Annotated in this window: 17 protein-coding genes; 8 read left to right on the plus strand and 9 right to left on the minus strand. The window is 74.3% G+C overall.

Annotated elements, in window-relative coordinates:
- Window positions 1-55: 55 nt before the first annotated feature.
- The 4 genes from GA0070603_RS20060 to GA0070603_RS20075 are packed head-to-tail and all read right to left on the minus strand — an operon-like array spanning window position 56 to window position 5015.
- Window positions 56-439 carry a TFIIB-type zinc ribbon-containing protein gene (locus GA0070603_RS20060; RefSeq protein ID WP_091322132.1) on the minus strand — a complete coding sequence of 128 codons (384 nt, stop codon included), beginning with the start codon at window positions 437-439 and terminating at the stop codon, window positions 56-58.
- A 23-nt stretch (window positions 440-462) separates the two neighbouring features.
- Entirely contained in the window at window positions 463-1095 is a 633-nt protein-coding gene (locus tag GA0070603_RS20065) for a phosphoribosyltransferase (protein ID WP_091316362.1), read from the minus strand.
- Between the two features lie 56 nt (window positions 1096-1151).
- Window positions 1152-2447: a glycosyltransferase 87 family protein gene (locus tag GA0070603_RS20070; protein WP_091316363.1), complete on the minus strand. Its 1296-nt coding sequence runs from the start codon at window positions 2445-2447 to the stop codon at window positions 1152-1154.
- A gap of 45 nt (window positions 2448-2492) precedes the next feature.
- Window positions 2493-5015, minus strand: coding sequence for a putative bifunctional diguanylate cyclase/phosphodiesterase (locus GA0070603_RS20075; protein ID WP_244282564.1), 2523 nt, complete (start codon window positions 5013-5015; stop codon window positions 2493-2495).
- Window positions 5016-5502: 487 nt separating this feature from the next.
- On the opposite strand from GA0070603_RS20075, the gene GA0070603_RS20080 reads away from it, so the two are divergent.
- From GA0070603_RS20080 to GA0070603_RS20100, 5 genes are all read left to right on the plus strand, one after another.
- Window positions 5503-8589: an AfsR/SARP family transcriptional regulator gene (locus GA0070603_RS20080; protein ID WP_091316366.1), complete on the plus strand. Its 3087-nt coding sequence runs from the start codon at window positions 5503-5505 to the stop codon at window positions 8587-8589.
- 245 nt (window positions 8590-8834) lie between these two features.
- Complete coding sequence (gene moaC / locus GA0070603_RS20085; RefSeq protein ID WP_091316369.1) at window positions 8835-9326, plus strand: cyclic pyranopterin monophosphate synthase MoaC; 492 nt, start codon at window positions 8835-8837, stop codon at window positions 9324-9326.
- Window positions 9323-9793 (plus strand): MogA/MoaB family molybdenum cofactor biosynthesis protein, encoded by a 471-nt coding sequence (locus GA0070603_RS20090; RefSeq protein ID WP_091322136.1) that lies wholly within the window; start codon window positions 9323-9325, stop codon window positions 9791-9793. Before moaC ends, GA0070603_RS20090 begins: the two co-directional genes overlap by 4 nt.
- Before the next feature lie 37 nt (window positions 9794-9830).
- On the plus strand, window positions 9831-11087 hold the full coding sequence (locus tag GA0070603_RS20095) for a molybdopterin molybdotransferase MoeA (RefSeq protein ID WP_091316371.1): 1257 nt from the start codon (window positions 9831-9833) through the stop codon (window positions 11085-11087).
- Window positions 11088-11170: 83 nt separating this feature from the next.
- Window positions 11171-11590 carry a molybdenum cofactor biosynthesis protein MoaE gene (locus GA0070603_RS20100; protein WP_091316373.1) on the plus strand — a complete coding sequence of 140 codons (420 nt, stop codon included), beginning with the start codon at window positions 11171-11173 and terminating at the stop codon, window positions 11588-11590.
- Between the two features lie 3 nt (window positions 11591-11593).
- Here GA0070603_RS20100 and GA0070603_RS20105 read toward each other — a convergent pair whose 3' ends face one another.
- Both GA0070603_RS20105 and GA0070603_RS20110 read right to left on the minus strand, forming a co-directional pair.
- Entirely contained in the window at window positions 11594-13030 is a 1437-nt protein-coding gene (locus GA0070603_RS20105) for a glycosyltransferase 87 family protein (protein WP_091316375.1), read from the minus strand.
- 207 nt (window positions 13031-13237) lie between these two features.
- Window positions 13238-13783: a DoxX family protein gene (locus GA0070603_RS20110; protein WP_091316377.1), complete on the minus strand. Its 546-nt coding sequence runs from the start codon at window positions 13781-13783 to the stop codon at window positions 13238-13240.
- A gap of 135 nt (window positions 13784-13918) precedes the next feature.
- On the opposite strand from GA0070603_RS20110, the gene GA0070603_RS20115 reads away from it, so the two are divergent.
- Window positions 13919-14464 (plus strand): GNAT family N-acetyltransferase, encoded by a 546-nt coding sequence (locus GA0070603_RS20115; protein ID WP_091316379.1) that lies wholly within the window; start codon window positions 13919-13921, stop codon window positions 14462-14464.
- A gap of 7 nt (window positions 14465-14471) precedes the next feature.
- Here the strand turns inward: GA0070603_RS20115 and GA0070603_RS20120 are convergent, their stop codons facing one another.
- Window positions 14472-15707, minus strand: a complete 1236-nt coding sequence (locus GA0070603_RS20120; RefSeq protein WP_091316382.1) for an ATP-binding protein — start codon at window positions 15705-15707, stop codon at window positions 14472-14474.
- A 135-nt stretch (window positions 15708-15842) separates the two neighbouring features.
- Entirely contained in the window at window positions 15843-16604 is a 762-nt protein-coding gene (locus GA0070603_RS20125; protein WP_091316384.1) for an LppU/SCO3897 family protein, read from the minus strand.
- Window positions 16605-16690: 86 nt separating this feature from the next.
- Here GA0070603_RS20125 and GA0070603_RS20130 point away from each other — a divergent pair, with 86 nt between their 5' ends.
- Both GA0070603_RS20130 and GA0070603_RS20135 read left to right on the plus strand, forming a co-directional pair.
- The gene (locus tag GA0070603_RS20130) at window positions 16691-17698 is read left to right on the plus strand and encodes an EamA family transporter (protein ID WP_091316386.1); all 1008 of its coding nucleotides are present in this window, start codon (window positions 16691-16693) and stop codon (window positions 17696-17698) included.
- An 11-nt stretch (window positions 17699-17709) separates the two neighbouring features.
- Complete coding sequence (locus GA0070603_RS20135) at window positions 17710-18423, plus strand: prepilin peptidase (RefSeq protein ID WP_091316389.1); 714 nt, start codon at window positions 17710-17712, stop codon at window positions 18421-18423.
- A 105-nt stretch (window positions 18424-18528) separates the two neighbouring features.
- On the opposite strand, the gene GA0070603_RS20140 is transcribed toward GA0070603_RS20135, so the two are convergent.
- A complete protein-coding gene (locus GA0070603_RS20140; RefSeq protein WP_091316391.1) occupies window positions 18529-21720 on the minus strand; it encodes a UvrD-helicase domain-containing protein in 3192 nt (1063 codons plus the stop codon).
- Window positions 21721-21752: the final 32 nt, after the last annotated feature.

The raw sequence follows: 21752 nt of genomic DNA on the forward strand, positions 1-21752 counted from the left end.
GGTCGGCACGACGGCGACGCCGGGCCGGTGGGTCGCCGGCCCGGCGTGGCGTCGGTCAGTCGAACAGTTCGCCGAGGAAGCCGTGGTGCTTCTTCTTCCGCCGGTAGTGGCCGTGGTAGCCGTAGTGCTGCTGCCCGTAGGCGGGCTGCGGGTAGCCGTGGCCGGGCGGCGGCGGAGGGGGCGGGGGGACGGCGCCGTAGCCGGGCTGGTGCGGTGCCGCGGCGGGCGGGGGCGGCGGGGGCGGGGTGTAGCCGGCACCGGCCGGGGCGGCCTGCCGCGTGCCGTGCTGCTGGTTCCAGTTCGCCTCGGCCTCGAACAGCTTCTCGAGCTCGCCGCGGTCGAGGAAGATGCCGCGGCATTCGCCGCACTGGTCGATGATCACTCCGCTGCGCTCGTACTGGCGCATCTCTCCGTGGCATTTGGGACAGGTGAGCTGCATGACACCGAAGGTACCCGGTGGATTCACGCGGTGGCGGTGAGCGCCTGCGTCACCTCGTCGTCGGAGACCTCGTGGAAGTCGTCGTAGTACGCCCCGACGGCGGCGAAGTCGGGTGGGACCTGGGGGCAGATCACCTGGTCGGCTTCCTGGGCGAGCATCTCGTACGCCTGGTCGGAGCCGACCGGGACGGCCACCATCACGCGGGCGGCGCCCAGGTGCCGGGCGACCTGCACGGCGGCGCGGGCGGTGGCGCCGGTGGCCAGTCCGTCGTCGACGATGACGGCGGTGCGTCCGGTCAGGTCGAGCTGCGGGCGGCCGCCCCGGTAGAGCCGTTCGCGGCGGTCGAGTTCGGTCTGCTCGTTCCGGCGTACCTCGGCCCGCTCGTCCTCGCCGATCCGGCCGGCGACCATCTCGTTGAGCACCTGCACGCCGCCGGGGCCGAGCGCCCCGTACGCCACCTCGGGGGCCCAGGGCACGCCGAGCTTGCGGACCACGAGCACGTCAAGTGGCGTGCCGAGCCGTTCGGCGATCACCCGGGCGACGGGTACGCCGCCGCGCACCAGCCCGAGGACGATGACGTCGGGTCGGCCGGCGAGGTCGCCGAGCCGGTCGGCGAGCATCCGTCCCGCCTCGGCCCGGTCGCGGTAGGTGGTCATTCCTCAGGTCTACGCCTTCGGGCCGGGCCGTGCCGGCGAGTTGCGCGGAAAGCCGGTCAGGGTGCGACGTCGGGGCGGCGTTCGGCGAGCGCCAGGGCGGGGGCGGTGACCAGCAGGGCGAGGGGGTAGAGCAGGTAGCCGAAGCGGGTCGAGGGCATCAGCAGGATCGCGGCGAGCAGCCCGTACCCGCAGATCAGCGCGGTGGCGGCGGCGGTGCGCGGCGGGCGGCGCAGCAGCCGGGCGGCGATCGCCACGGCGACGGCGACGAGCAGCGCGGCGGCGATCAGGCGGCCGGCGGGCAGCGCGGCCGCGATGAGGTGGCCGGGGAACGGGGACTGCGCGGGGCTGGTCACCAGCCCGTGCCCGAGCGGGAAGCGCAGGACGTTCTCCACGAGGGCGTCGCGGTCGACAAGCAGCACGGGGAGGAGCGCGAGGACCGGCAGGCCGAGGGCGCCGAGGGCGGTGCGCAGGCCCGCCCGGCGGGTGACGGCCCAGCAGACCAGCACGACGGCCACGGGCCAGGCGAAGAGCTTCAGCGCGCCGGCCGCGCCGACCGCGATGCCCGCGCGGCCGGGCCGGCCGGCGGCGGCGAGGGCCAGGGCGAGCAGGCAGAGCGCGAGTACGGGCAGGTCGTCGCCGCCGGTGGCCAGGGTGAGCGCGCAGATCGGCAGGACGGTGGCGGCCTGGACGGCGCGCAGGACGGCGGCGTCCCGCCGGGGTGCGGCGGGGCCGGCGGTGGTCCGCAGGGTGAGGACGGCGGCGGCCAGCGTCAGCGCGGTGACCAGGGCGAACCAGACCCGCGCGTCGGTCCACCAGGCGTCGGTGGCGGCCCGGGGCAGCCCGAACAGCGCCATTCCGGGCTGGTAGGGGGTGTAGCCGAGCAGTTGCTCGGCGGGGGGCAGGGCGGCGATCGCGTCGTGGCCGAGGTAGGGGGTGCCGTGCTCGGCGAGCCGCGCGCCGGCGTGTTCGACAACGACCACCTCCTCCTGCGCCCGGTCGGTCCGCCCACCGGCCCGTTGGATGCTCTGCGCGACGACCGGCAGGAGGGCGGTGGTGGCCCAGGCGAAGCCGGTGACCGCCCAGCGGGCGGGCAGGCCGGTGAGGGGGGTGCCGGCGCGCCGGCGTCGGGCCAGGAGCTGGCCGGCGGCGGCGAGGGCCGCCAGCGCGTACCCGATGGTGGCGAGCGTGCCCCAGGCGCGGTGCGGCAGCAGCGTGGAGGTGGCGGCGGTGACCGCGGCGAACAGCGCGGAGACGGCGTAGAGGCCCAGGTCGAGGGGGAGGCCGCCGCCGGCGGTGTCGACCGCCTGCCAGCGGCGGGCGGCGGGGGTGGTCCGGTCGGCGTCGGCGGTCACGCCGGCCAGTCTGGCAGACCCGCGGATCTTGGTGGGTCGCCGTGGTCAGGGAGCGGGGGTGGCGGTGCGGTTGCGGCCCCCGCCGGTGCGGCGGCCGGGCAGGCGGATCACCGCGCCGGCGTCGTGCAGCGGCGGCGCGAGGGCGCCCGGGCGGCCGCCCGCGCCCCGCTGGAGGGCGGCGAGCAGCGTGCCGGACGGCAGCGGCCGGGCGAACAGGTGGCCCTGCCCGGCGGCGCAGCCCAGCTCCCAGAGGGCCCGCCGCTGCGGCTCGCTCTCCACGCCCTCGGCCACCACGGTCAGATCGAGGCTGCGGCCCAGGTCGAGGGTGGAGCGGATCACGGCGGCGGCCTCGGCCGTGCTCTCCATCGCGGTGACGAAGCTCCGGTCGATCTTCAGTTCGTGCACCGGGATCCGGGAGAGCAGCGAGAGGGAGGAGTAGCCGGTGCCGAAGTCGTCCAGGGCCAGCCGTACGCCCGAGTCGCGCAGCCGGCTGAGCACCCGGTCGACCACGTCGAGCTGGCTGAGCGTCAGGGTCTCGGTCAGCTCCAGCACGAGCCGGTCGGGCGGCAGGTCGTGCGCCCGCAGCCGGGCCAGCACCGCCCCGGGGAAGCGGGCGTCGAGGAGGCTGCGCGGCGACACGTTCACCGAGACGGGCAGGTCGAAGCCGGCGTCCCGCCAGGAGCCGGCGGCGATCAGCGCCTGGTCGAGGATCGCCTCCGCGAAGGCGGGCAGCAGCCCGGAACGCTCGACCGCCTCCAGGAACCGCAGCGGGTCGATCATGCCGTGCGTCGGGTGGTGCCAGCGGGCCAGCGCCTCCGCGCCGATCACCTCGCCGCTGCCCAGGTCGACGATCGGCTGGAAGTTGACGGTGAACTCGTGGTCGGCGACCGCCCGGGGCAGTTCGCCGCCGAGGGTGAGCCGGCCCAGGTCGGCGGTGTCGTGGGTCGGGGCGTACGTGGCGATGCGCTGGCCGGCCCGCTTGGCCTGGTACATGGCCACGTCGGCCCGGCGCAGCAGCTCGGGCATCCCGCCGCTGGCCGGGGCGACCGCGATGCCGCCGCTGGCCTCCACGCTGATCCGCATGCCGTCCAGGTCGAGCGGCTCGTGCAGCGCGGCCAGCAGCGCCTCGGCGCGGTGCGCGGCGACCGCCGGGGCGGGCAGGCCGCGTAGCAGGACGGCGAACTCGTCGCCGCCGAGCCGGGCCACCAGGTCGTCGGGGCGGGCCGCGGCGCGCAGCCGGTCGGCGACCTGCGTCAGCACCCGGTCGCCGGCGCCGTGTCCGAGGGTGTCGTTGACCTCCTTGAAGTGGTTGAGGTCGATCAGCACCAGGGCGGTGACGCCGTCGGCGTGCCGGTTGGTGAGCTGCTCGGTGCCCTCGTCGAGGAGGTGCCGCCGGTTGGAGAGCCCGGTGAGGGCGTCGTGGGTGGCGGCGTACGCGTGCTCGTCGGCGATCCGGGCCAGCTCGGCGTACGCCTGCGCGTTGCGGACCGCGGTGCACAGCGCAGAGGCGAAGGTACGCAGGGTGTACTGCTCCCGCTCGGACAGCTCCACCGGCCCGGCGAACCGCAGCCGCAGCACCCCGATGTCGGCGGTCTGGTCGTGCCCTTCGAGGCGGGTGGTGAGCACCGAGCCGTCGATCGCGCTGGGCGTGCCGGCCGGTCCGCGGAAGGTGATGAGGCCACCGGCGCCCCGCACGACCCGCCCCTCCTCGCGAAGCTCGATGTCGACCTCGTCGGCGGAGAAGAGTTCGGTGGCCTGGGTGACCGCCGTGGTCAGCACCTGGTCGAGGTCGACCACGTTGAGCGCGTCCGTGGTGCGCGCCAGGCGTTGCCACGCCTCCCGCTCCGCCCTGTTGCGTACGCGGCTGGAGTAGGCGAGATGCAGGCTCAGGATGAGCGGTGGAACGACGATGAGGAAGCTCGGGTTGCTGCGAAGGATCAGGAGCGTCGAAAGGATGACCACAAAACGGGCGACCATGCTGGCGACCCGTAGGTCGACATGTTCCCGGAAGAGGTGGACGAGACGCGTCCCGGTCGCGAGAGCGATGACCGGCAGGGTGAGCAGTTCATCCAGGACCACGACAGCCAGGTAGGCCAGCGCGAGGGCCGGAAGTGAGCGCGTGATCGGGCCGGTCCACGGCCAGCTCCACCCGGCGACGATCAGCACGGCCCCGCCCACGGCGGCGAGCATGGTGTCCTTGGCGACGCCGAACGCCAACTTGATGGGGGGCAGCCGGGGTATCGCCCGAGCTATCCCGACCCCCAGACCGGTAGCGATGATCACCCACGGGACGGGTGCGACCGCAAGGCCGACCACGGAGGCCACCTCGGTCCACGACACTCCGTGGTTGGTTGCGCGGATGCGAATGCGCACATTGACCGTCGCACCGACCGCGACCAGGAACGTCACGGCTGCTGCTCGTGCAAGATCACGTGGCGTCGTCAGGCCGCTCAGCAGAACTGATCGGAAGCTGAGGAGGACGGCAATCGCGGCCGCAAACACGACGAGACCGACAAGCAGCACGAGCCGCCGATCGGTCCCATTGTCGCGTGCGATGGCCTTGGTCACCCTGCCTCCAGCGCGCTCATTCGGTAGCGCTGTGTGTCCCGGTACTCTACGGCCCGCTGACGGGTACCGGGAAGGCTGCTCACAACCAGTCGTGGGTACGCATCCGTCTCACCTTTCGATGGCCACTTGCCGGGCGCTTCAGCCCTGAGGACGTAGCCATCTTATGGCGTTTAGCCAACGTTGGTACCGTTAGATGTCCATATGCGCATATTGCGCTAATGCTGCCGCGTGATGTCACGGTGTGTCTTTGACTGGAAACTAAATGCGTATTCAGTCATGTCGTCTCGTGTGATTATCGGATCCTGACGAGAAGGTGTCTCTCCCCGCTTTGGCGCGGCCTTGGCTTCCTACGCCCCGTTGCCACCGACGGCCGTACTGCAGTTCGACGCACCGGAAAAATGTCGTCGCTCTCTGATATCTTTTGAAGTCGTGCGGCGGATCGCGCACTATCTTCCTTTAGGGATGCTTACGCATATCCTGGCTGTAAATGCATCGGTTATTCGATATCAGCGTCACGGCGGAGGAAGGATTGGCGGAGGTCCGGCTCCTGGGGGCACCCGAGGCGTGGTGCGGGTCGTCCCGGCTACCGCTGGGGACACCGAAACAGCAGCTCGTGCTGGTGATGCTCGCCCTGCACGGCGGGCGTGTCGTTACGACCGACGCTCTCGTCGACGAGCTGTGGCCGGAGCAGCCGCCGCGTTCCGCGCTGGCCAACGTGCGGACGTACGCCGGCAATCTCCGGCGGGCGTTCGAGAGGCAGGGCGGCCCGACCATAGTCCGGCTCCCCGGCGGCTACCGGATCGACCTGACCGACGAGCAGGTGGACGTACCTCGCTTCGAGCATCTTGTCGACGCTGCGGCGACCGCTTGGTCGCGCGGTGCCGTCGAGAATGCCGGCGCGCTGCTCGCGCAGGCCGAGCGGGTGTGGCGCGGGTCCCTGGCGGCCGGGCTGCCGACGGGCCCGGTCCTCACCGCACGCCGAGCGGCCCTAGACGAGCAGCGCCTGTCCGCGATCGAGCTGCGGGCCAGGCTGGAGCTCCAGCTCGGCCGGACCAGAACCGCGGTCACCTTTCTTACCGACCATGTGGTGGCCCACCCCTACCGCGAGCAGGCGCACGCCCTGCTCGCCCGTGCCAGGTACGCGGACGGCGACCCCGTCGGGGCGCTCGCCGCGGTCCGCCGGGCGGAAGCCGTACTCGCCGAGCAGCTCGGCATCGAGCCGGGCATCGAGTTGCGCACGCTCCACCAGGCCCTGCTCGACGGGGAGCCGATCGTCACCGTGCCGCCAGCCGACGACGCGGGTGCCGCCCGGGCGGCCGGGCGGACCGAACCGACGGCGGGGACGCCGGCGTCCGGCAACCACCTGCCCCGGATGGTCAGCGACTTCGTCGGTCGGCGGGAACTCGCCGAGCGCTTGATGGCCGAGATCGCGGCCGCCGACGCACGTACGTCACCGGTCCGGGTGATCGACGGGATGGCGGGCAGCGGCAAGACGACGCTCGCCGTTCACCTGGCCTACCGGCTCGCCGGGCGGTACTCCGACGCGCAGCTCTTCATCGACCTGCGTGGTCACGCGGAAGGCGTCCCGGTTGATCCGGCGGACGCACTGACCGCCCTGCTGCGGCAGCTCGGGGTGCCCGCCGGCCGGATCCCCACCGACCACGACTCCCGGGCCGAGCTGTGGCAGCGCGAGCTGAGGGGCCGCCATGCCGTCATCGTGCTGGACAACGCGGCCGGTGGGGACCAGGTACGACCTCTTCTGCCCGCCGGGCCCGGGTCGGTCGTGCTGGTGACCAGCCGACGGCGGCTGTCGACCGGGGACGTCGGACCGCCCGTCCCGCTCCCGGTGCTCACTCCTGCCGAGGCGGTCCAGCTGCTGGCCCGGACCGTCGGCGAGGAGCGGGTCGGCAAAGAGCCGGAGGCGGCCGCCGAGGTGGTCCGGCGCTGCGGTCACCTGCCGCTGGCCATCCGGCTGGCCGGCGGGCGTCTCGCGCACCGACCGGCCTGGCAGGTCGCCGACCTGGCCGACCGCCTGAGCGCCGGGGGCACGGTGCTCCGGCAGCTCGCGGTCGAGCAGCAGACGGTCGCGAGGGCGTTCACCGCCTCCTACGAACCGCTTGCGGAGCCGGTCAAGCGACTGTTCCGGCTCGTGAGCGTCCACCCCGGCGACCGGTTCGACGCGCCGATGGCGGCCGCCCTCGCCGACCTGCCGCTGGATCGCACCGAGGGGATGCTGGACGACCTCCTCGACCAGCACCTGATCGAGGAGATCGGCCCAGGGCGTTACCGGCTGCACGACCTGATGCGGCAGTACTCGGCCGAGCTGTCCCGCGAGCCGGCCGAACGCCGCGACCGGGACGAGGCGGCCGGGCGGCTTCTCGACCACGTGCTGCACGAGGTCGCGAGGCGTGCGCAGTCGTTGGATCCGCTGGCTCTGCGCGCTCACCTCCGTCTGGATCCGCCGCGTCGCCCCGACCTGCTGGGCCCCGGACCGCCGGACGTCGAGTGGTTGGAGCAGGAACGGTCCGACCTCGTGGCCCTGGTCCGCTTCGCCGAGCAAGCGGACCTGTACGGGTACGGGTGGCGGCTGGCCCGCGCCCTGTGGCGGTTCTGTTACATGCGCGGATACTTCGACGAAATCCTGGTCACCCATCGCGCCGGGCTGACCGCCGCGGAGCGGAGCGGCGACCGGGCGGCGCAGGCGGTCATGCACAACTATCTGGCCTCCGCCTACACCCGCACCGGGAGCTACCTGGACTCGCTGCGGCACCTGGAGGTGGCGGTGGCCATCTCCCGGGAGCTCGGCGACCACGGCAACGAACACCGCTACCGGGCCAACCTCGTGGTCGTCCACTGGCTGACCGGCGATCCCGCGCGCTCGGTCAGCCTCGGACGGCAGCTCCTCAGGGACTGGCCGGGCGGCGTCGACCCGGTCCCGTCACTGCCGAACCTCGGCTACGCCCTGACCACACTGGGTCGATACGCGGAGGCGCTCCGGGCGCACCGCCAGCACCTGTTCCTCGGGCGCTGCCAGGGCAGTGGCTACCACATCTCGAACGCCCTCGGTCACATCGCTTCCGTCGAGAACCGGCTCGGTCACCACGCCAAGGCGGTCCGGCTCATCACGGCGTCCCTCCGGCTGCGCGACCGCACCGGGCACCGGTTCGGTGAGGCGGAGGCGCGCAACGACCTGGGCATCGCGTACCGGCACCTGGGCCGGCTCGACGCGGCCCGGGAGCAGCACGAGCTGGCCCTCGACCTCGCGCGGGACTCCGGGGAGCGTCATGTGCAGGCCGCCGTCCTCAACGATCTCGGCCTGACGCTGACCGAGTCGGGACGCACGGGCGCGGCGGTCGCCGCCCATCGGAGCGCCCTCGCGCTCGCCACCCGCATCGCGCATCCGTACGAGCAGGGCCGGGCGCTGGCGGCGCTGGCCGACCACCTCGGCGACGACGAGCGCGATGAGGCGTTGCGATTCCGGCGACGCGCCCTTGCGATCTTCCGCCGCATCGGGGCACCCGAGCGGAGGGACCTGGAGCGGCGCCTGTCGCCAACCGCCACCGACCCGGACTGAGCCGGTTTATCGATTTCTTATCGCCGGGCCCGTTAGCGTCGCCGGCATGTCGACCAACGGGGGCGGTCCACTCCACGGGGGACCCGGTCGACGAGGCCCCCGCCGTCAGATTTCCCCCCAGCGAGTCGACGGTGGGCAGGTGAGGGAGGGGTGTCGTGTCGACTGATCGGCACCGGACGCGACGCCCCTCCCCGCCGACGGCCCGGAGCGCGCGCCCGGTCGTACCCGACGGATAGGCTCGCGCCGTGACCGAACCCGCGCAGCTCACCCACGTCGACCAGGCCGGCGCGGCCCGGATGGTCGACGTCTCCGCCAAGCCGGTGTCCGGCCGGCTCGCGGTCGCCGCCGGCCGGCTCCGCACCACCGCCGAGGTGGTCGACCTGCTGCGCCGCGACGGCCTGCCCAAGGGGGACGCCCTGGCGGTCGGCCGGCTCGCCGGGATCATGGGGGCCAAGCGCACCCCCGACCTGATTCCGCTCTGCCACCCGATCGCCCTGCACGGCGTCGCCGTCGACCTGCGTCTCACCGACGACACTGTCGAGATCACCGCCACGGCGCGGACCGCCGACCGGACGGGGGTCGAGATGGAGGCGCTCACCGCGGTGGCCGTCGCCGGGCTCGCCCTCGTCGACATGGTGAAGGCTGTCGACCCGGCCGCCTCGGTGGACGCCGTCCGGGTGCTGCGCAAGGAGGGTGGCAAGACCGGCGAGTGGGTCCGGCCGGAGAACCGGCCGTGATCCGGGCCCGGGTGATCGTCGCCTCCAACCGGGCCGCCGCCGGGGTCTACGCGGACACCAGCGGCCCGCTGCTCGTCGCCGGCCTGCGGGACCTGGGCTGCGAGGTCGACGAACCGGTGGTGGTGCCCGACGGTGCGCCGGTCGGCGAGGCGCTGCGGGCGGCGCGCGACGAGGGCGTCGACGTGGTGTTGACCAGCGGCGGCACGGGCGTCACCCCGACCGACCGCACCCCCGAGGTCACCCGCGCCCTGCTCGACTACGAGATCCCCGGCATCGCCGAGGCGATCCGGGCGTACAGCCGCGACGCGGTGCCGACGGCCGCGCTGTCCCGGGGGCTGGCCGGGGTGGCCGGCCGGATGCTGGTGGTGAACCTGCCGGGCTCGCGCGGCGGGGCGAAGGACGGGCTGGCCGTGCTCGGGCCGATCCTGCGGCACACCGTCGACCAGCTCCGCGGCGGCGACCACTGACCACGCGCGGCCACCGGGCCGGCGATAGGCTCGGTCGATGAGCACGGAAACCGCCGCCGCCGCCGAGGTCGTCGCGCTGCCGCCGGCCGGGTGGGAGGAGGCCCGTTCCCGGGTGTACGCGGTGGGTCTCGCCGCCGCGCTCCCCGCGGTCAGCCGGCCGCTCGCCGACGCCGACGGGCACACCCTGGCCGAGCCGCTGACCCCGCGGACCGACCTGCCGGCCTTCCCGACCTCCAGCGTGGACGGCTGGGCGGTGCGCGGGGACGGCCCGTGGCAGGTGGTCGGCCGGGTGCTCGCCGGGCACACCCCGCCCCCGCTGGAGGCCGACGGCAGCACGGTGGAGATCGCCACCGGCGCGATGGTCCCCGAGGGCACGACGGCGATCCTGCGCATCGAGGAGTCGACCCGGACGGCCGACGGCCGGGTGGCCGGCACGCCCCGCCCGGCGCCGGAGTGGCGGGAGCCGGGCGAGGAGGCGTACGCCGGGGAGGAGCTGTTGCCCGCCGGCACGCCGGTCGATCCGGCGGTGCTCGGCCTGGCTGCCTCCTGCGGGCACGACACCCTGCGGGTCCGCCGCCGGCCCCGGGCCGCGCTGCTGGTCTTCGGTGACGAGCTGCTGACCTCGGGCCCGCCGGGGGCCGGCCGGGTCCGCGACGCGCTCGGTCCGTCGGTGCCGGCCTGGCTGCGCCGGTACGGCTGCCAGGTGCGCCCCGCCGACGTGGTGGGTCCGGTGGCCGACACGCTGCCCGCCCACGTGGCCGCGTTGCGCGCCGCCCTGGCCGACGCCGATCTGGTCTGCACCACCGGCGGCACCATGCACGGCCCGGTCGACCACCTGCATCCGACGCTGGAGGCGCTCGGCGCCGACTACGTGGTGAACACCGTGGCGGTCCGGCCGGGCTTCCCGATGCTGCTGGCCCGGCTGGTCGACGACGACGGCCGGGTGCGCTTCGTGGCCGGGCTGCCGGGCAACCCGCAGTCCGCGGTCGTCGCGCTGGTCTCGCTCGTCGCGCCGCTGCTCGCCGGCCTGCAGGGTCGGCCGATGCCGGTGCTGCCGCAGGTCACGCTCGCCGAGCCGGTCGCGGGGCGGGGCGATTACACCCACCTCGCGCTGGTGCGTTTGGATCGGGTCGCGGGCACCGCGCACCCGGTCCGGCACGTCGGCTCGGCGATGCTGCGCGGCCTGTCCGGCGCGGACGGCTTCGCGGTCATCCGGCCGGGCACGAGCGGCGCGGCCGGCGACCGGGTGCCGGTGGTGCCGCTGCCGCTGACCCCCGGGGAGCGGTCGTGGTGAGCGCGAGGAGTGAGCCGGGGTTGCGAGCCCCGCAGTCGCGAACGGAAGGCGGCGTGGTGAGCGCGAGGAGTGAGCCGGGGAAGGTGGGCGTGGTCCTCGGTGCGGTGACGGACCGGCCGTTGGACCTGGCCGCGCACGAGGCGGCGGTCGCCGACCGCCGGGCCGGCGCCGTGGTCTCGTTCCAGGGCGTGGTCCGCGACCACGACCACGGCCGCACGGTCGATCTGCTGGAGTACGAGGGCCACCCGACCGCCGAGGCAGTGCTGCGCGAGGTGGCGGCCGAGGTCGCCGCCGACCCGGAGGTGTACGCGGTGGCCGTGTCGCACCGGATCGGTCCGCTGGAGATCGGCGATGTGGCCCTGGTGGCGGCGGTCAGCACGGCGCACCGGGCGGCGGCCTTCGCGGCCTGCGCGCGGCTGGTCGACGAGGTGAAGGCGCGGCTGCCGATCTGGAAGCGGCAGGTGTTCGCCGACGGGACCGAGGAGTGGGTGAACTGCCCCTGACGGTCAGCGTCGGGCGGCGAGCTGTGCCGTCCGGGCGAGCCTGTCGTGGTAGAACGCCGGCTCGGCGCCGGGCCGCCACGGCAGTGCCGCGACAAGCACGATCAGGGCGATCGCCAGGGAGTTCTCCATGAGCGCGCCGAACAGGCCGTCCTGGTAGTGGGACACTTCGGGGAGCTGGTGCTCGTACGGCCAGATCGGTGAGATCAGGAAGAGCAGGTAGAGCCCGAGCGCGCCGACCCCGTGCCGGAGCCCGGTCAGGGTCGGGTACCAGATGGGCGGGCGCAGGGCCGGCACTCCGGTGGCCGGCGGCGTGGCGGTGGCCCGGGGCAGCAGGCCACGGGTGGCCTCGCGGCGGCGTACCGCGGCGTCGGCCAGCACGATGACGGCCGGGATGACCCAGACCAGGTGGTGTGACCAGGAGATCGGGCTGATCACGTTGGCGGTGAGCCCGACCAGGGTGAACGCGGTCAGCTCGTCCCCGTCGGCGCGGGCACTTGCCGCCCGGGACAGCCCCAGCGCCAGCATCAGCACCGAGAACGCCAGCCAGAGCAGGCCGGGCGTGTCGATCGAGTCGTACAGCCGGGCCAGCAGGCCGGCGAGCGACTGGTTGGCGGTCATGTCCGCCGCGCCCACCCGCTCGGTCTGCCAGAGCACGCTGGTGAAGTAGGTCCGCGACTCGGCGCCGACCAGCCCGAACGTCGCGATGGTGACGCCGACGGCGGTGCCGACCGCGGTGAGGGCGGCCCGCCACTGCCGGGTGATCACGAGGTAGCCCACGAACAGTGCCGGGGTGAGCTTGACCGCGGTGGCCAGCCCGATGCCGACCCCGGCCCAGGCGCCGCTGTAGACGAACCGGGCCAGCGCCGAGTCGGCGGTCTCGTAGTGGGTGCCGCGGCGGGCCCGCCAGCGCAGGCCGACCAGGTCCGCCATGATCAGCGCGAAGAGCAGCAGGTTGACCTGGCCGTAGCCGAGGGTCTCCCGGGACGGCTCGATGGCCGCGGCAAGCGGGGTGGCGATGCCGACGGTGAACCAGAGCGACCAGCCGAGCCGGTCGACGATCGGGCGCAGCAGCGCGGCCAGCACGACGGCGAGCGCGGCGATGCTGGCCAGCGCGTTGAGCCAGCCGGCGGCGTCGACCGGCAGCCAGGACATCGGCAGCATGGCCAGGCCGGCGAAGGGCGGGTACGTGAAGCCCAGGGTGGTCGACGGTGCGATGAAGTCGTACAGCTCGTTGCCGCTCGCCCAGTACACGACGGCACCGTGGTAGATCTTCATGTCGAAGAAGTTGTACGGTCGCCCGAAGGCGCCGACGGCGAGCCAGGCGGCGTAGGCCACGGCGGCCACGATGCCGGTCCGGGTGGCCGTCCTGCGGTCGATCCCCCGCGTCACGCGCTGGAGGGGAGCGAGGCGGTCCGTCCGTCTACCGACTGTCGTCGGCATGGCGTGGCCACCCCCGTACCAAGGTCGTCGTCCTGCCCGTCCAGGTCCAGCACGGAGCCTAGAACGGCGCCTCACGTCACTGCCTCCCGCGTTATGCGACCGTGTCCGATCCCACACGTGTTTTTGACATTTCCGCCGGGTTAACGGGTCTCGGACGGTTCAGGTGATTGGTGGCCTTGCGGGGGGTGGTGGCCGTATAGATGCAGGTCAGCCTGGGATTCGACGGGCGGTGGCCGCCGAGCGTACGGCGATCTTCGCCTCGCGGCGGGCGGTGCGGACCGCGCGCTGCACCGAGCGGCGCGAGTGGTTGATCCGGTGGCCGGTGCGCCAGCGGAGCCCCGGCTTGCCCTCGGTGTCGGCGGCGGCGAGCAGGAGACCGCCGAAGAGCCCGAGGTTCTTCAGGAAGTGGATCTGGTTGTTGTTCCGTGCCGCCGGGTCGTCGTTGTTCCAGAAGGGATGGCCGGCGGCGGTGGTCGGCACCAGGGTGGCGGCGAGGACGAGCGCGGCCGGCCGGGTGAACTTGCCGGTCGCCAGCATCAGCCCGCCGATCAGCTGGGTGGCCGAGTTGGCCCGGACCAGCGTCGCGGTGTCGGTGGGCAGGCGGGGGTTGAGGTTCTGGATCAGCGGCGTGACCTTGTCGGTGATCGGCTGCGCGGCCGGGACGAGCCGTCCCGGGTTCCGCAGGTTGCGGGCGCCGCTGACCACGAAGATGCCGCTCAACATGACGCGGGCGAGGGAGCGCACGGGCTTCATGGCTCAGTCATACCCCGTCGCGGCGCTCGGCACCCCTGCAACACCCGAAAGGGATCGGCCGACGTGGACGTCCGCGCGGTATTGATTTCAGCGACCGTCGCGGATGGACGGCCTCCGCGCGGTAAGGTCGCGCGGGTGACGACCCTGCGACTCCGACCGGAGGACCCGGCAGACGAGGCGCCGGTCGCCCGGGTGCTGGCCGCCGCGTTCGCCCGCCCCGAGGTGACCACCCCGCCCGAGGTGGGGCTGGTCGAGGACCTGCGGCGCAGCGACGCCTGGATCCCGGAGCTGGCCATGGTCGCCGAGTACGGCGGCGAGGTGGTGGGCTACGCGCTGCTCACCCGGGTGCGGGTGCGCACCGACGGCGGCACCTGGCCCGCGCTGGCGCTCGGCCCGGTGGCGGTCGCCCCGCACCGGCAGCGGATCGGGCACGGCGCGGCCGTGGTGCAGGCCGCCCTCGACGCCGCGACCGAACTGGGCGAGCGGCTGGTGGTGGTGCTGGGCGACCCGGCGTACTACCGCCGGTTCGGGTTCGGCCCGGCGGACCGGCTGGGGCTGACCAGCCCGTGGTCGGGGCTGGGGGAGCCGTGGCAGGCGCTGGTGCTGCCGCCGTCCACCAGCGACGAGCCGCCGCCCCCGTCCGGCGAGGTGGTCTTCCCGGCGCCCTGGTCCAAGGTCTGACCGGCGGTCAGGCCGGCTGGGTGCGCAGGTAGCGGCCGAAGTGCGGGACGGTGAACGCGACCGTCCCCCGCTCGCCGGAGTAGATCAGCCCCTTCTTGATCAGCGCGTCCCGGGCCGGCGAGAGGCTGGCCGGCTTGCGGCCGAGCGCGCGGGCGATCTCCGCGGTCGGCACGGCCGCGTCCATGTCGTCGCGGCCGCTCTCCTCCCCGTCCACAAGCGCGAGCGTCGCCATGGCGCGCATGTACTCGCGTTCGGCCGGGGTGGCCCGTTCGAACCGGGAGCCGAAGAAGCCCACCGCCAGCTCGGCCTCCGCCTCGGGCGCGGCGACCCGGACGTCCGCCGCGGTGATCGGCGAGCGGGGCGCATGGTCCCAGGTGGCCTTCCCGTACGCCTGGACGAAGTACGGGTAGCCGCCGGACTTCTCGTAGAGCAGGTCGAGGGCCTTCTGCTCGTACTCGACCTCCTCCCGCTCGGCGGGGGCGCAGAGCGCCTGGTCGGCGGCGATGCGGTCCAGCCGGTCGATCCGCTGGTAGCGGAAGAGCCGCTCGGAGTACGACTTCGCGGCGCTCAGCACGGCCGGCAGGTGCGGCAGCCCGGCGCCCACCACGATGAGCGGCGCGCCGAGCTGGGACAGCTCGTGGCAGGCGGCGCAGAGCGCGGAAACGTCCTCAGGGCCGAGGTCCTGCATCTCGTCGATGAAGATCGCGATGCCGGTGCCCACGTCGGTGGCCACCGCGGCGGCGTCGGTGAGCAGCTCGACCAGGTCGATCTCGATGTCCCCGGAGTCGGCGCGGCCGCTGCTGGCCGGCACGTCGATGCCGGGCTGCCAGCGGTCGCGCAGCTTCGGGGCGGCCCCGCCGCGCCCGGCCGGCGCGGCCCGCTGGGCGAACGCCTTGAGCACGCCGAGGAAGGCGTCGATCCGGTCGGGGGCGCGGTGCCGGGGAGCCAGTTCGCGGACCGCCATGTGCAGGGCGGCGGCGACCGGCCGGCGCAGCGACTGGTCGGGCCGGGCCTCGATCTTGCCGGTGCCCCAGAGATGGTTGATGGCCTGTGAGCGCAGCGTGTTGAGCAGGACGGTCTTGCCGACGCCGCGCAGCCCGGTGAGCATGAGGCTGCGTTCCGGCCGGCCGCGGGCGATCCGCTCCAGCACCACGTCGAAGACGTCCAGTTCCCGCCCCCGCCCGGCGAGTTCGGGCGGGCGCTGGCCGGCGCCGGGGGCGTACGGGTTGCGGACCGGATCCACGAATCGCACAGTATCGGGCCGTCTAGCGGCGGGGCTAGACATGCGTAGATGCGACTACCGCGTGTCGGGACCGTCGAGACAAAACTAGGGCTGTCTAGCGTTCAAGCTAGACAGCCCTAGTTTTGGCTACCGGTCCTATCGCCGCTTGAGGCAGAGCACGAAGTCGAGCGTGTCGAGCTGGCTGTCGAAGAAGTACCAGTCGGTGTAGCCCTCGACCTTGGCGCACTTCGCCTCGGCGTCCTTCTTGCCGCTTGTCGACCCGTCGATGCGGCGCAGGACCTGGTAGGTCTTCGCGCCGCACTCGGTGATCACCAGCTTCGGCTGGGCGGAGCCGCCCTCGTTGGCCACGCACTGACCCGCCTTCACGAACCGCGGGTCGGTCGAGGACGCCGGGGCCGGCGGGGTGGTCGCCGCGTCGGCCGGCTCGCTCGCCGCCCCGGTCGGCCCGGCGGCCGGCGCGGAGGAGGACGCCGTCCCGCCCGTCGGGGTCGCGTCGTCCCGGCCGAGCACCCAGTACGCGCCGGCGCCGCCGAGCAGCAGCACCGCCAGCACGACAAGCACCACGAGCAGCGGCCCCTTGCCGCGCTTCGGCGGCGTCGGCTCGGCGTACGGCGGCTGCCCGGCGTATCCCGGGTCGGCCGGGTAGCCCTGGTAGGGCGGGGCGGCGGGCGGCGGGCCGGCGTTCCAGGCGGGAGCCGGGTCGTAGCTCTGGGTCGGCTGGTCGTAACGCTGGGCGGGCGGCTCGTAGTGCTGCGTCGGTGGCTCGCCCCAGCCGCCCGGCTGTCCGCCGTACCCCGGGTCGTAGCGCGGATCGGCCGGCGGCGCGTACCCGTCGTCGGGGCGCCGCCCACCCCACGGCTCGGGGGAGCCGCCGCCCGGTGGTCCGAAGTTCGACATGAACGCCCTCCTGCGTACGCCAGTGCTGAGAGGCCGGCCACCAACGGGGGACGCCGACGCCGTGGTCACCGTAGCGTGGTCCACCGATGAGCTCACGCCCCACGAGTGCGACGTCCGCACCCGACCGCCCCGCCGTCCCGACCCGCCCGGCCCTGATCTGGACCGCGCTGGTCCTCGTCTACGTGCTCTGGGGCTCGACCTACCTGGGCATCCGGGTCGCCGTCGAGTCCCTGCCGCCGCTCACCTCCGCCGCGCTGCGGTTCGCCGCCGCCGGAGCGGTGCTCGCCCTGGCGCTGCGGCTGCGCCGGGGGCCCGGCGCGCTCCGCGTCGACAGGCGGCAGCTCGGGTCGGCCGCGCTGGTCGGCGTGCTGCTGCTGGCCGGCGGCAACGGTCTCGTGGTGCTGGCCGAGTCCGGCCCCGAGGGCACGGCGCTGCCCTCCGGCATCGCCGCGCTGCTGGTGGCGACCGTCCCGCTCCTCGTGGTGCTGCTGCGGACGGCCGGCGGCGACCGGCCCCGGCCGTGGACCTTCGCCGGTGTGGCCCTCGGCTTCGTCGGTCTCGTGCTGCTCGTCCTGCCGAGCGGCGGGTCGGGGAGCGTGCCGCTCGTCGGCGCGCTGACCGTGGTCGCGGGGGCGGTCAGCTGGTCGGTCGGTTCGTACCTCTCGAACCGGATCCGGATGCCGGACGACCCGTTCGTGGCCACGGTCTACGAGATGGTCGCCGGCGCGGCGGCGCTCGCCGTGATCGCCACGGTCCGGGGCGAGCTGCACGGCTTCTCCCCCGCCGAGGTGACCGGCCGCTCGTGGGCGGCGCTGGTCTACCTCATGGTGGCGGGCTCGCTGGTGGCCTTCACGGCGTACGTCTGGTTGCTGGCCCACGCCCCGATCTCCCTGGTCTCCACCTACGCGTACGTGAACCCGGCGGTCGCGGTGGCGCTCGGCGCCCTGCTCGCCGCCGAGCCGGTGACCGCGCAGGTGCTGCTCGGCGGGGCGGTGATCGTGGCCGGCGTCGCGGTGGTGGTGAGCACCGAGCGGCCCCGCCGGTCCGCGGCACCAGCCGTCGACGGGGCGGCCCCGGAGGCGGCCCGCCGGTAACGTTCCGGCCCGTGTCGGCCTGGCTGGTGACGGGTGTGGCGCTCCTCGGCGCGCTGGCCGGCCGGGCCGCCGTCCCGCTCGCCCGGGTCTTCACCACCGCGACGCCGGCCGTCCGGTCCGCCGGGCCAGTTGGTCCCGTGTCCGGCCATGAGCTGGCCAGTGTCGCCTTCGGCAGCGGGCGCCCCGACGACGACCTCCGGACCGGCCGGCTCGGGGCGGCGGCGCTGGCCGGAACGCTGGTGTTCGGGGGGCTCGCGGTCGCGCGGGGCGGTGACCCGGCGCTGCCGGCGTTCCTGGCGGTGGCCACGGTCGGGTTGGCGCTCGCCCTCGCCGACCTCGCCTGCCTGCGGCTGCCCGACCCGCTGGTGGCCGCCTCGGCGGCGGCCGCGCTCGGCCTGGTCCCGGTCGCGCTGGCCGGCGGCACCCCGCAACGACTGCTCACCGCCCTCGCCGGCGCGGCCGTCTCCTTCGCCGCGTACGTGCTGCTCGCCCTGCTCCCCGGCTCGCGCCTCGGCTTCGGCGACGTCAAGCTCGCCGCCGCGCTCGGCCTGCCGCTCGGCTGGCTCGGCTGGCCGGCCCTGGGCCTCGGCCTGCTCCTCCCGCACCTGCTGAACGGGGTGGTCGTCCTCGTCCTGCTGGCCACCCGCCGGGTCCGCCGGGACACCCCGCTCCCGTTCGGCCCGGCGATCCTGGCCGGCGCCTGGCTGGCGGTCCTGCTCGCGTGACCGGGGTCGGTCCGGCCGCGCCGGCTCGGCGCCGTGAGGTCGGGATGCCGCCGGCTCACCAAGCTGAATCGGGATCCCGACCCCCCGGCGAGCCGGCGTCGAGGCTCAGATCAGCCGGAGCTGGCGGTCCTTCGGGCGGCGGGGTTCGGTGTCGCCGAAGCGCTCGAACAGCCCCGGGTCGATGACGTCGAGGAACGGGGAGGGGCGGCACTCGCGCTCCGACCCGTGCCGCGTGCGCCGGGCGGCGTGGCTCACGTAGAGCCGGTCCTGGGCCCGGGTCAGCCCGACGAAGAACAGCCGTCGCTCCTCGGCCACCGCGTCGTCGTCCGGCTCCTGGCCCGGCCAGCGCAGCGGCAGGAGCCCGTCCTCGGCGCCGACCAGGAAGACCACCGGGAACTCCAGCCCCTTTGCCGCGTGCAGGGTGAGCAGGGTGACCGCCTCGGCGCGCGGGTCGAGGGCGTCCACCTCCGCCCCGGTCGCGAGCTGGGCCAGGAACAGCCCGAGGTCGTCGCCGCAGCGCCGGGCCAGCGGGGTGAGCAGGTCGACAGCGGCGCGGACGTCCTCGGGGCGTACCGCGCCGGAGCCGTCGAGGGTCGGCACGGCGAAGCGCTCCGCCACGAGCTGGCCGGCCAGCCGTACCCGGGCGGGCAGGGAGCCGTCGAGCCCGGCGTGCCGCAGCTCGCGGGCGATGGCCGTCACGCCCGGCCGGTCGCGCAGCCGGTCGTGCGAGCGCTTCTGCACGGGGATGTTCGCCCGGGCCAGCGCGTCCACGATGGGCGCGGCCTGCGAGTCGGTGCGGTAGAGCACCGCGATGTCGGAGAAGGACAGCGACGTGGCCCGCCCGTCGATCCGCCCCGAGTCCAGCGAGCGGTGGGAGAGGCCGCCGACCAGGTCGTCGATGGTTCGTACCAGGAAATCGGCCTCGTCCGCGACGGAGGTCGCGGCGTAGCGACCGACAAGCGGGGCCTCCGGGTCGAGCCGGGCCGGGTCGAGGCGCCGGCCGCGGACCAGCGACGACGGCGCGATGGCCTGCACGGCGGCCGCCAGGATCGGCGCCGACGACCGGTAGTTGCGGTTCAGCCGGACCAGCCGGGCGTCGGTGAAGTCCTGGGAGAAGCGCAGGAAGTAGCCGACGTCCGCGCCCCGGAACGAGTAGATCGCCTGATCGGGGTCGCCGATCGCGCAGAGGTTGCCGTCGGCGGGGCTGAGCAGCCGGAGCAGGTCGTACTGGACGGCGTCGACGTCCTGGTACTCGTCGACGAAGATCCACTTCCAGCGCTCGCGGTACTCCTTCACCAGCTTCCGGTCGCCCTTCAGCAGCGCCACCGGAAGGGTGAGCAGCTCGTCCAGGTCGACCAGGTCCCGCTTGCGCAGCAGCGCGGCGTACCGCTCGTCGTCGTCGCCGGCCTCCGCGCGGGCGGCGGCCCGGTCGGCGTCGTCGGCGATCCGGAAGTCCGCCGGCAGCCCGGCCGCCTGCGCGTTCTCCCGCAGGATGGTCAGGCCCAGCGAGTGGAAGGTGCCGACCGTGACGTCCTCGGCCACCGGGCCGAGCAGCCCGTCCAGCCGGTGCCGCAGCTCCTCGGCGGCCCGCCGGGTGAAGGTGATCGCCAGGCACTGCTCCGGGAAGACGTTCAGCTCCGCGCAGAGGTAGGCGATCCGGTGGGTGAGCGTGCGGGTCTTCCCGGTGCCCGGTCCGGCCACGATGAGCAGCGGACCGCCCGGCGCGGAGGCCGCCACCCGCTGCATCGCGTCGAGCCGGTCCAGCAGGCCCGTGCCGACCTCCTCCATCCCGGCGAGCATCGGCTCGAACGGCTCGTGCGGGGAGGGCGCCGGCGCGATCGGTGGCGGGGGCGGTGGGGCCGGCTTGCGCTTCGGCTCCGCCTTGGCCGCCGCCGGGCGCCGGGCCTTCGGCTTCGGCGCCGGCTCCGCGGGCTTCCGCTGCGCGGGCACGGGTACGTCGAAGAGCGCGTCCTGGCCGCCGCCCCCGGCCGACGAGCCCAGCTCGGCCGGGTCGAACAGGGTGATCACGCCGTACTCGCCGTCGTAGCCGGGAACCCGGCGCACCTCGCCGCGGCGCAGCCGGCCGATGCCCTCGGCGAGCAGCTCACCACCGACCCGGCCGATCTCGTCCAGCGGGGTGCGGGTGAGGATGTCCAGCTCCGGGCCGAGCGCGGCGATCAGCTCGTGGAGCTTCCCCTCGACCTTCTTGGAGCGCGCGCCGACCCGGTTGAGCTCGCCGAGGATCTCGGCCAGCGGCACGAGGTGGGTCACCTCCCGGGCGTGCGCCGGCCGGTGCCCCTCGGGCCGGTCGGCCAGTTCCGCCACCCGGCTCAGTACGCCCACCGTCAGCGGCTTGCCGCACTCCGGGCAGCGGCCGCCGGCCTCCCGGGTGCGCTCCGGGGACCAGTTCACCCCGCAGAGCCGGTGCCCGTCGGCGTGGTACTTGCCCTCCTCCGGGAAGAACTCGATGGTGCCGGCCAGCCCGTCGCCGGTGCGCAGCGCCTCGCGGATCGCGAAGTAGTCGCGGGCCGAGTTCAGGACGGTGGCCTCCCGGGCCAGCGCCGGCGGCGAGTGCGCGTCCGAGTTCGACACCAGCTGGTAGCGGTCCAGGCTGCCGACCCGCCAGTTCATCTCCGGGTCGGAGGACAGGCCGGTCTCCACGGCGAAGATGTGCTCGGCCAGGTCGGCGTAGCAGTCGGCGATCGCGTCGAAGCCGGACTTCGAGCCGAGCGCGGAGAACCAGGGCGTCCAGATGTGCGCCGGCACCAGATAGCCGTCCGGGCTGGCCTCCAGGGTGATCTCCAGCAGGTCGCGGGAGTCCAGCCCGAGGATCGGGCGGCCGTCCGAGCCCAGGTTGCCGATCCGGCCCAGCGCGGCGTTGAACCGGGCCACCGCGTCCAGGTCCGGCAGGTAGATGAGGTGGTGCACCTTCCGGGTCCGGTCGTCCCGCTTGTAGATCGTGGAGATCTCCACGCTGAGCATGAACCGGACCGGGTCCGCCTCCGCCTCGCTCGCCAGCCGGGGCGGCAGCCGCCGGGCGATGTCCCGCTCCGCCTCCGGGCTGAGCCGGTAGAGGCCCGGCTCGGCCGGGTGCAGGGTCTCGCGCAGGTGGTCGTACCAGGCGGGATGCGTGAAGTCACCGGTGCCGAGCACGCCGATGCCCTTGCGTCGGGCCCACCAGCCGAGGTTCGGCAGGGTCAGGTCACGGCTGCACGCGCGCGAGTACTTCGAGTGGATGTGCAGATCCGCGACGAATGGCGGGAGGCCACCGGGGGGTGCGGCGCTGAACGGAGGCACGCCGCATCCTGTCACGGCCGGTCCCCTGCCCG

Origin of the sequence: Micromonospora chersina (genome assembly GCF_900091475.1) — a bacterium.
In the GTDB taxonomy this organism is placed as follows: Bacteria; Actinomycetota; Actinomycetes; order Mycobacteriales; family Micromonosporaceae; genus Micromonospora; species Micromonospora chersina.

Excerpts from the sequence above, each read along its gene's own strand:
- GA0070603_RS20060 (WP_091322132.1), bottom strand. The coding sequence starts at position 439 with ATGCAGCTCACCTGTCCCAAATGCCACGGAGAGATGCGCCAGTACGAG.
- GA0070603_RS20065 (WP_091316362.1), bottom strand. The coding sequence starts at position 1,095 with ATGACCACCTACCGCGACCGGGCCGAGGCGGGACGGATGCTCGCCGAC.
- GA0070603_RS20080 (WP_091316366.1), top strand. The coding sequence starts at position 5,503 with ATGCATCGGTTATTCGATATCAGCGTCACGGCGGAGGAAGGATTGGCG.
- GA0070603_RS20095 (WP_091316371.1), top strand. The coding sequence starts at position 9,831 with ATGAGCACGGAAACCGCCGCCGCCGCCGAGGTCGTCGCGCTGCCGCCG.
- GA0070603_RS20105 (WP_091316375.1), bottom strand. The coding sequence starts at position 13,030 with ATGCCGACGACAGTCGGTAGACGGACGGACCGCCTCGCTCCCCTCCAG.
- GA0070603_RS20110 (WP_091316377.1), bottom strand. The coding sequence starts at position 13,783 with ATGAAGCCCGTGCGCTCCCTCGCCCGCGTCATGTTGAGCGGCATCTTC.
- GA0070603_RS20125 (WP_091316384.1), bottom strand. The coding sequence starts at position 16,604 with ATGTCGAACTTCGGACCACCGGGCGGCGGCTCCCCCGAGCCGTGGGGT.
- GA0070603_RS20130 (WP_091316386.1), top strand. The coding sequence starts at position 16,691 with ATGAGCTCACGCCCCACGAGTGCGACGTCCGCACCCGACCGCCCCGCC.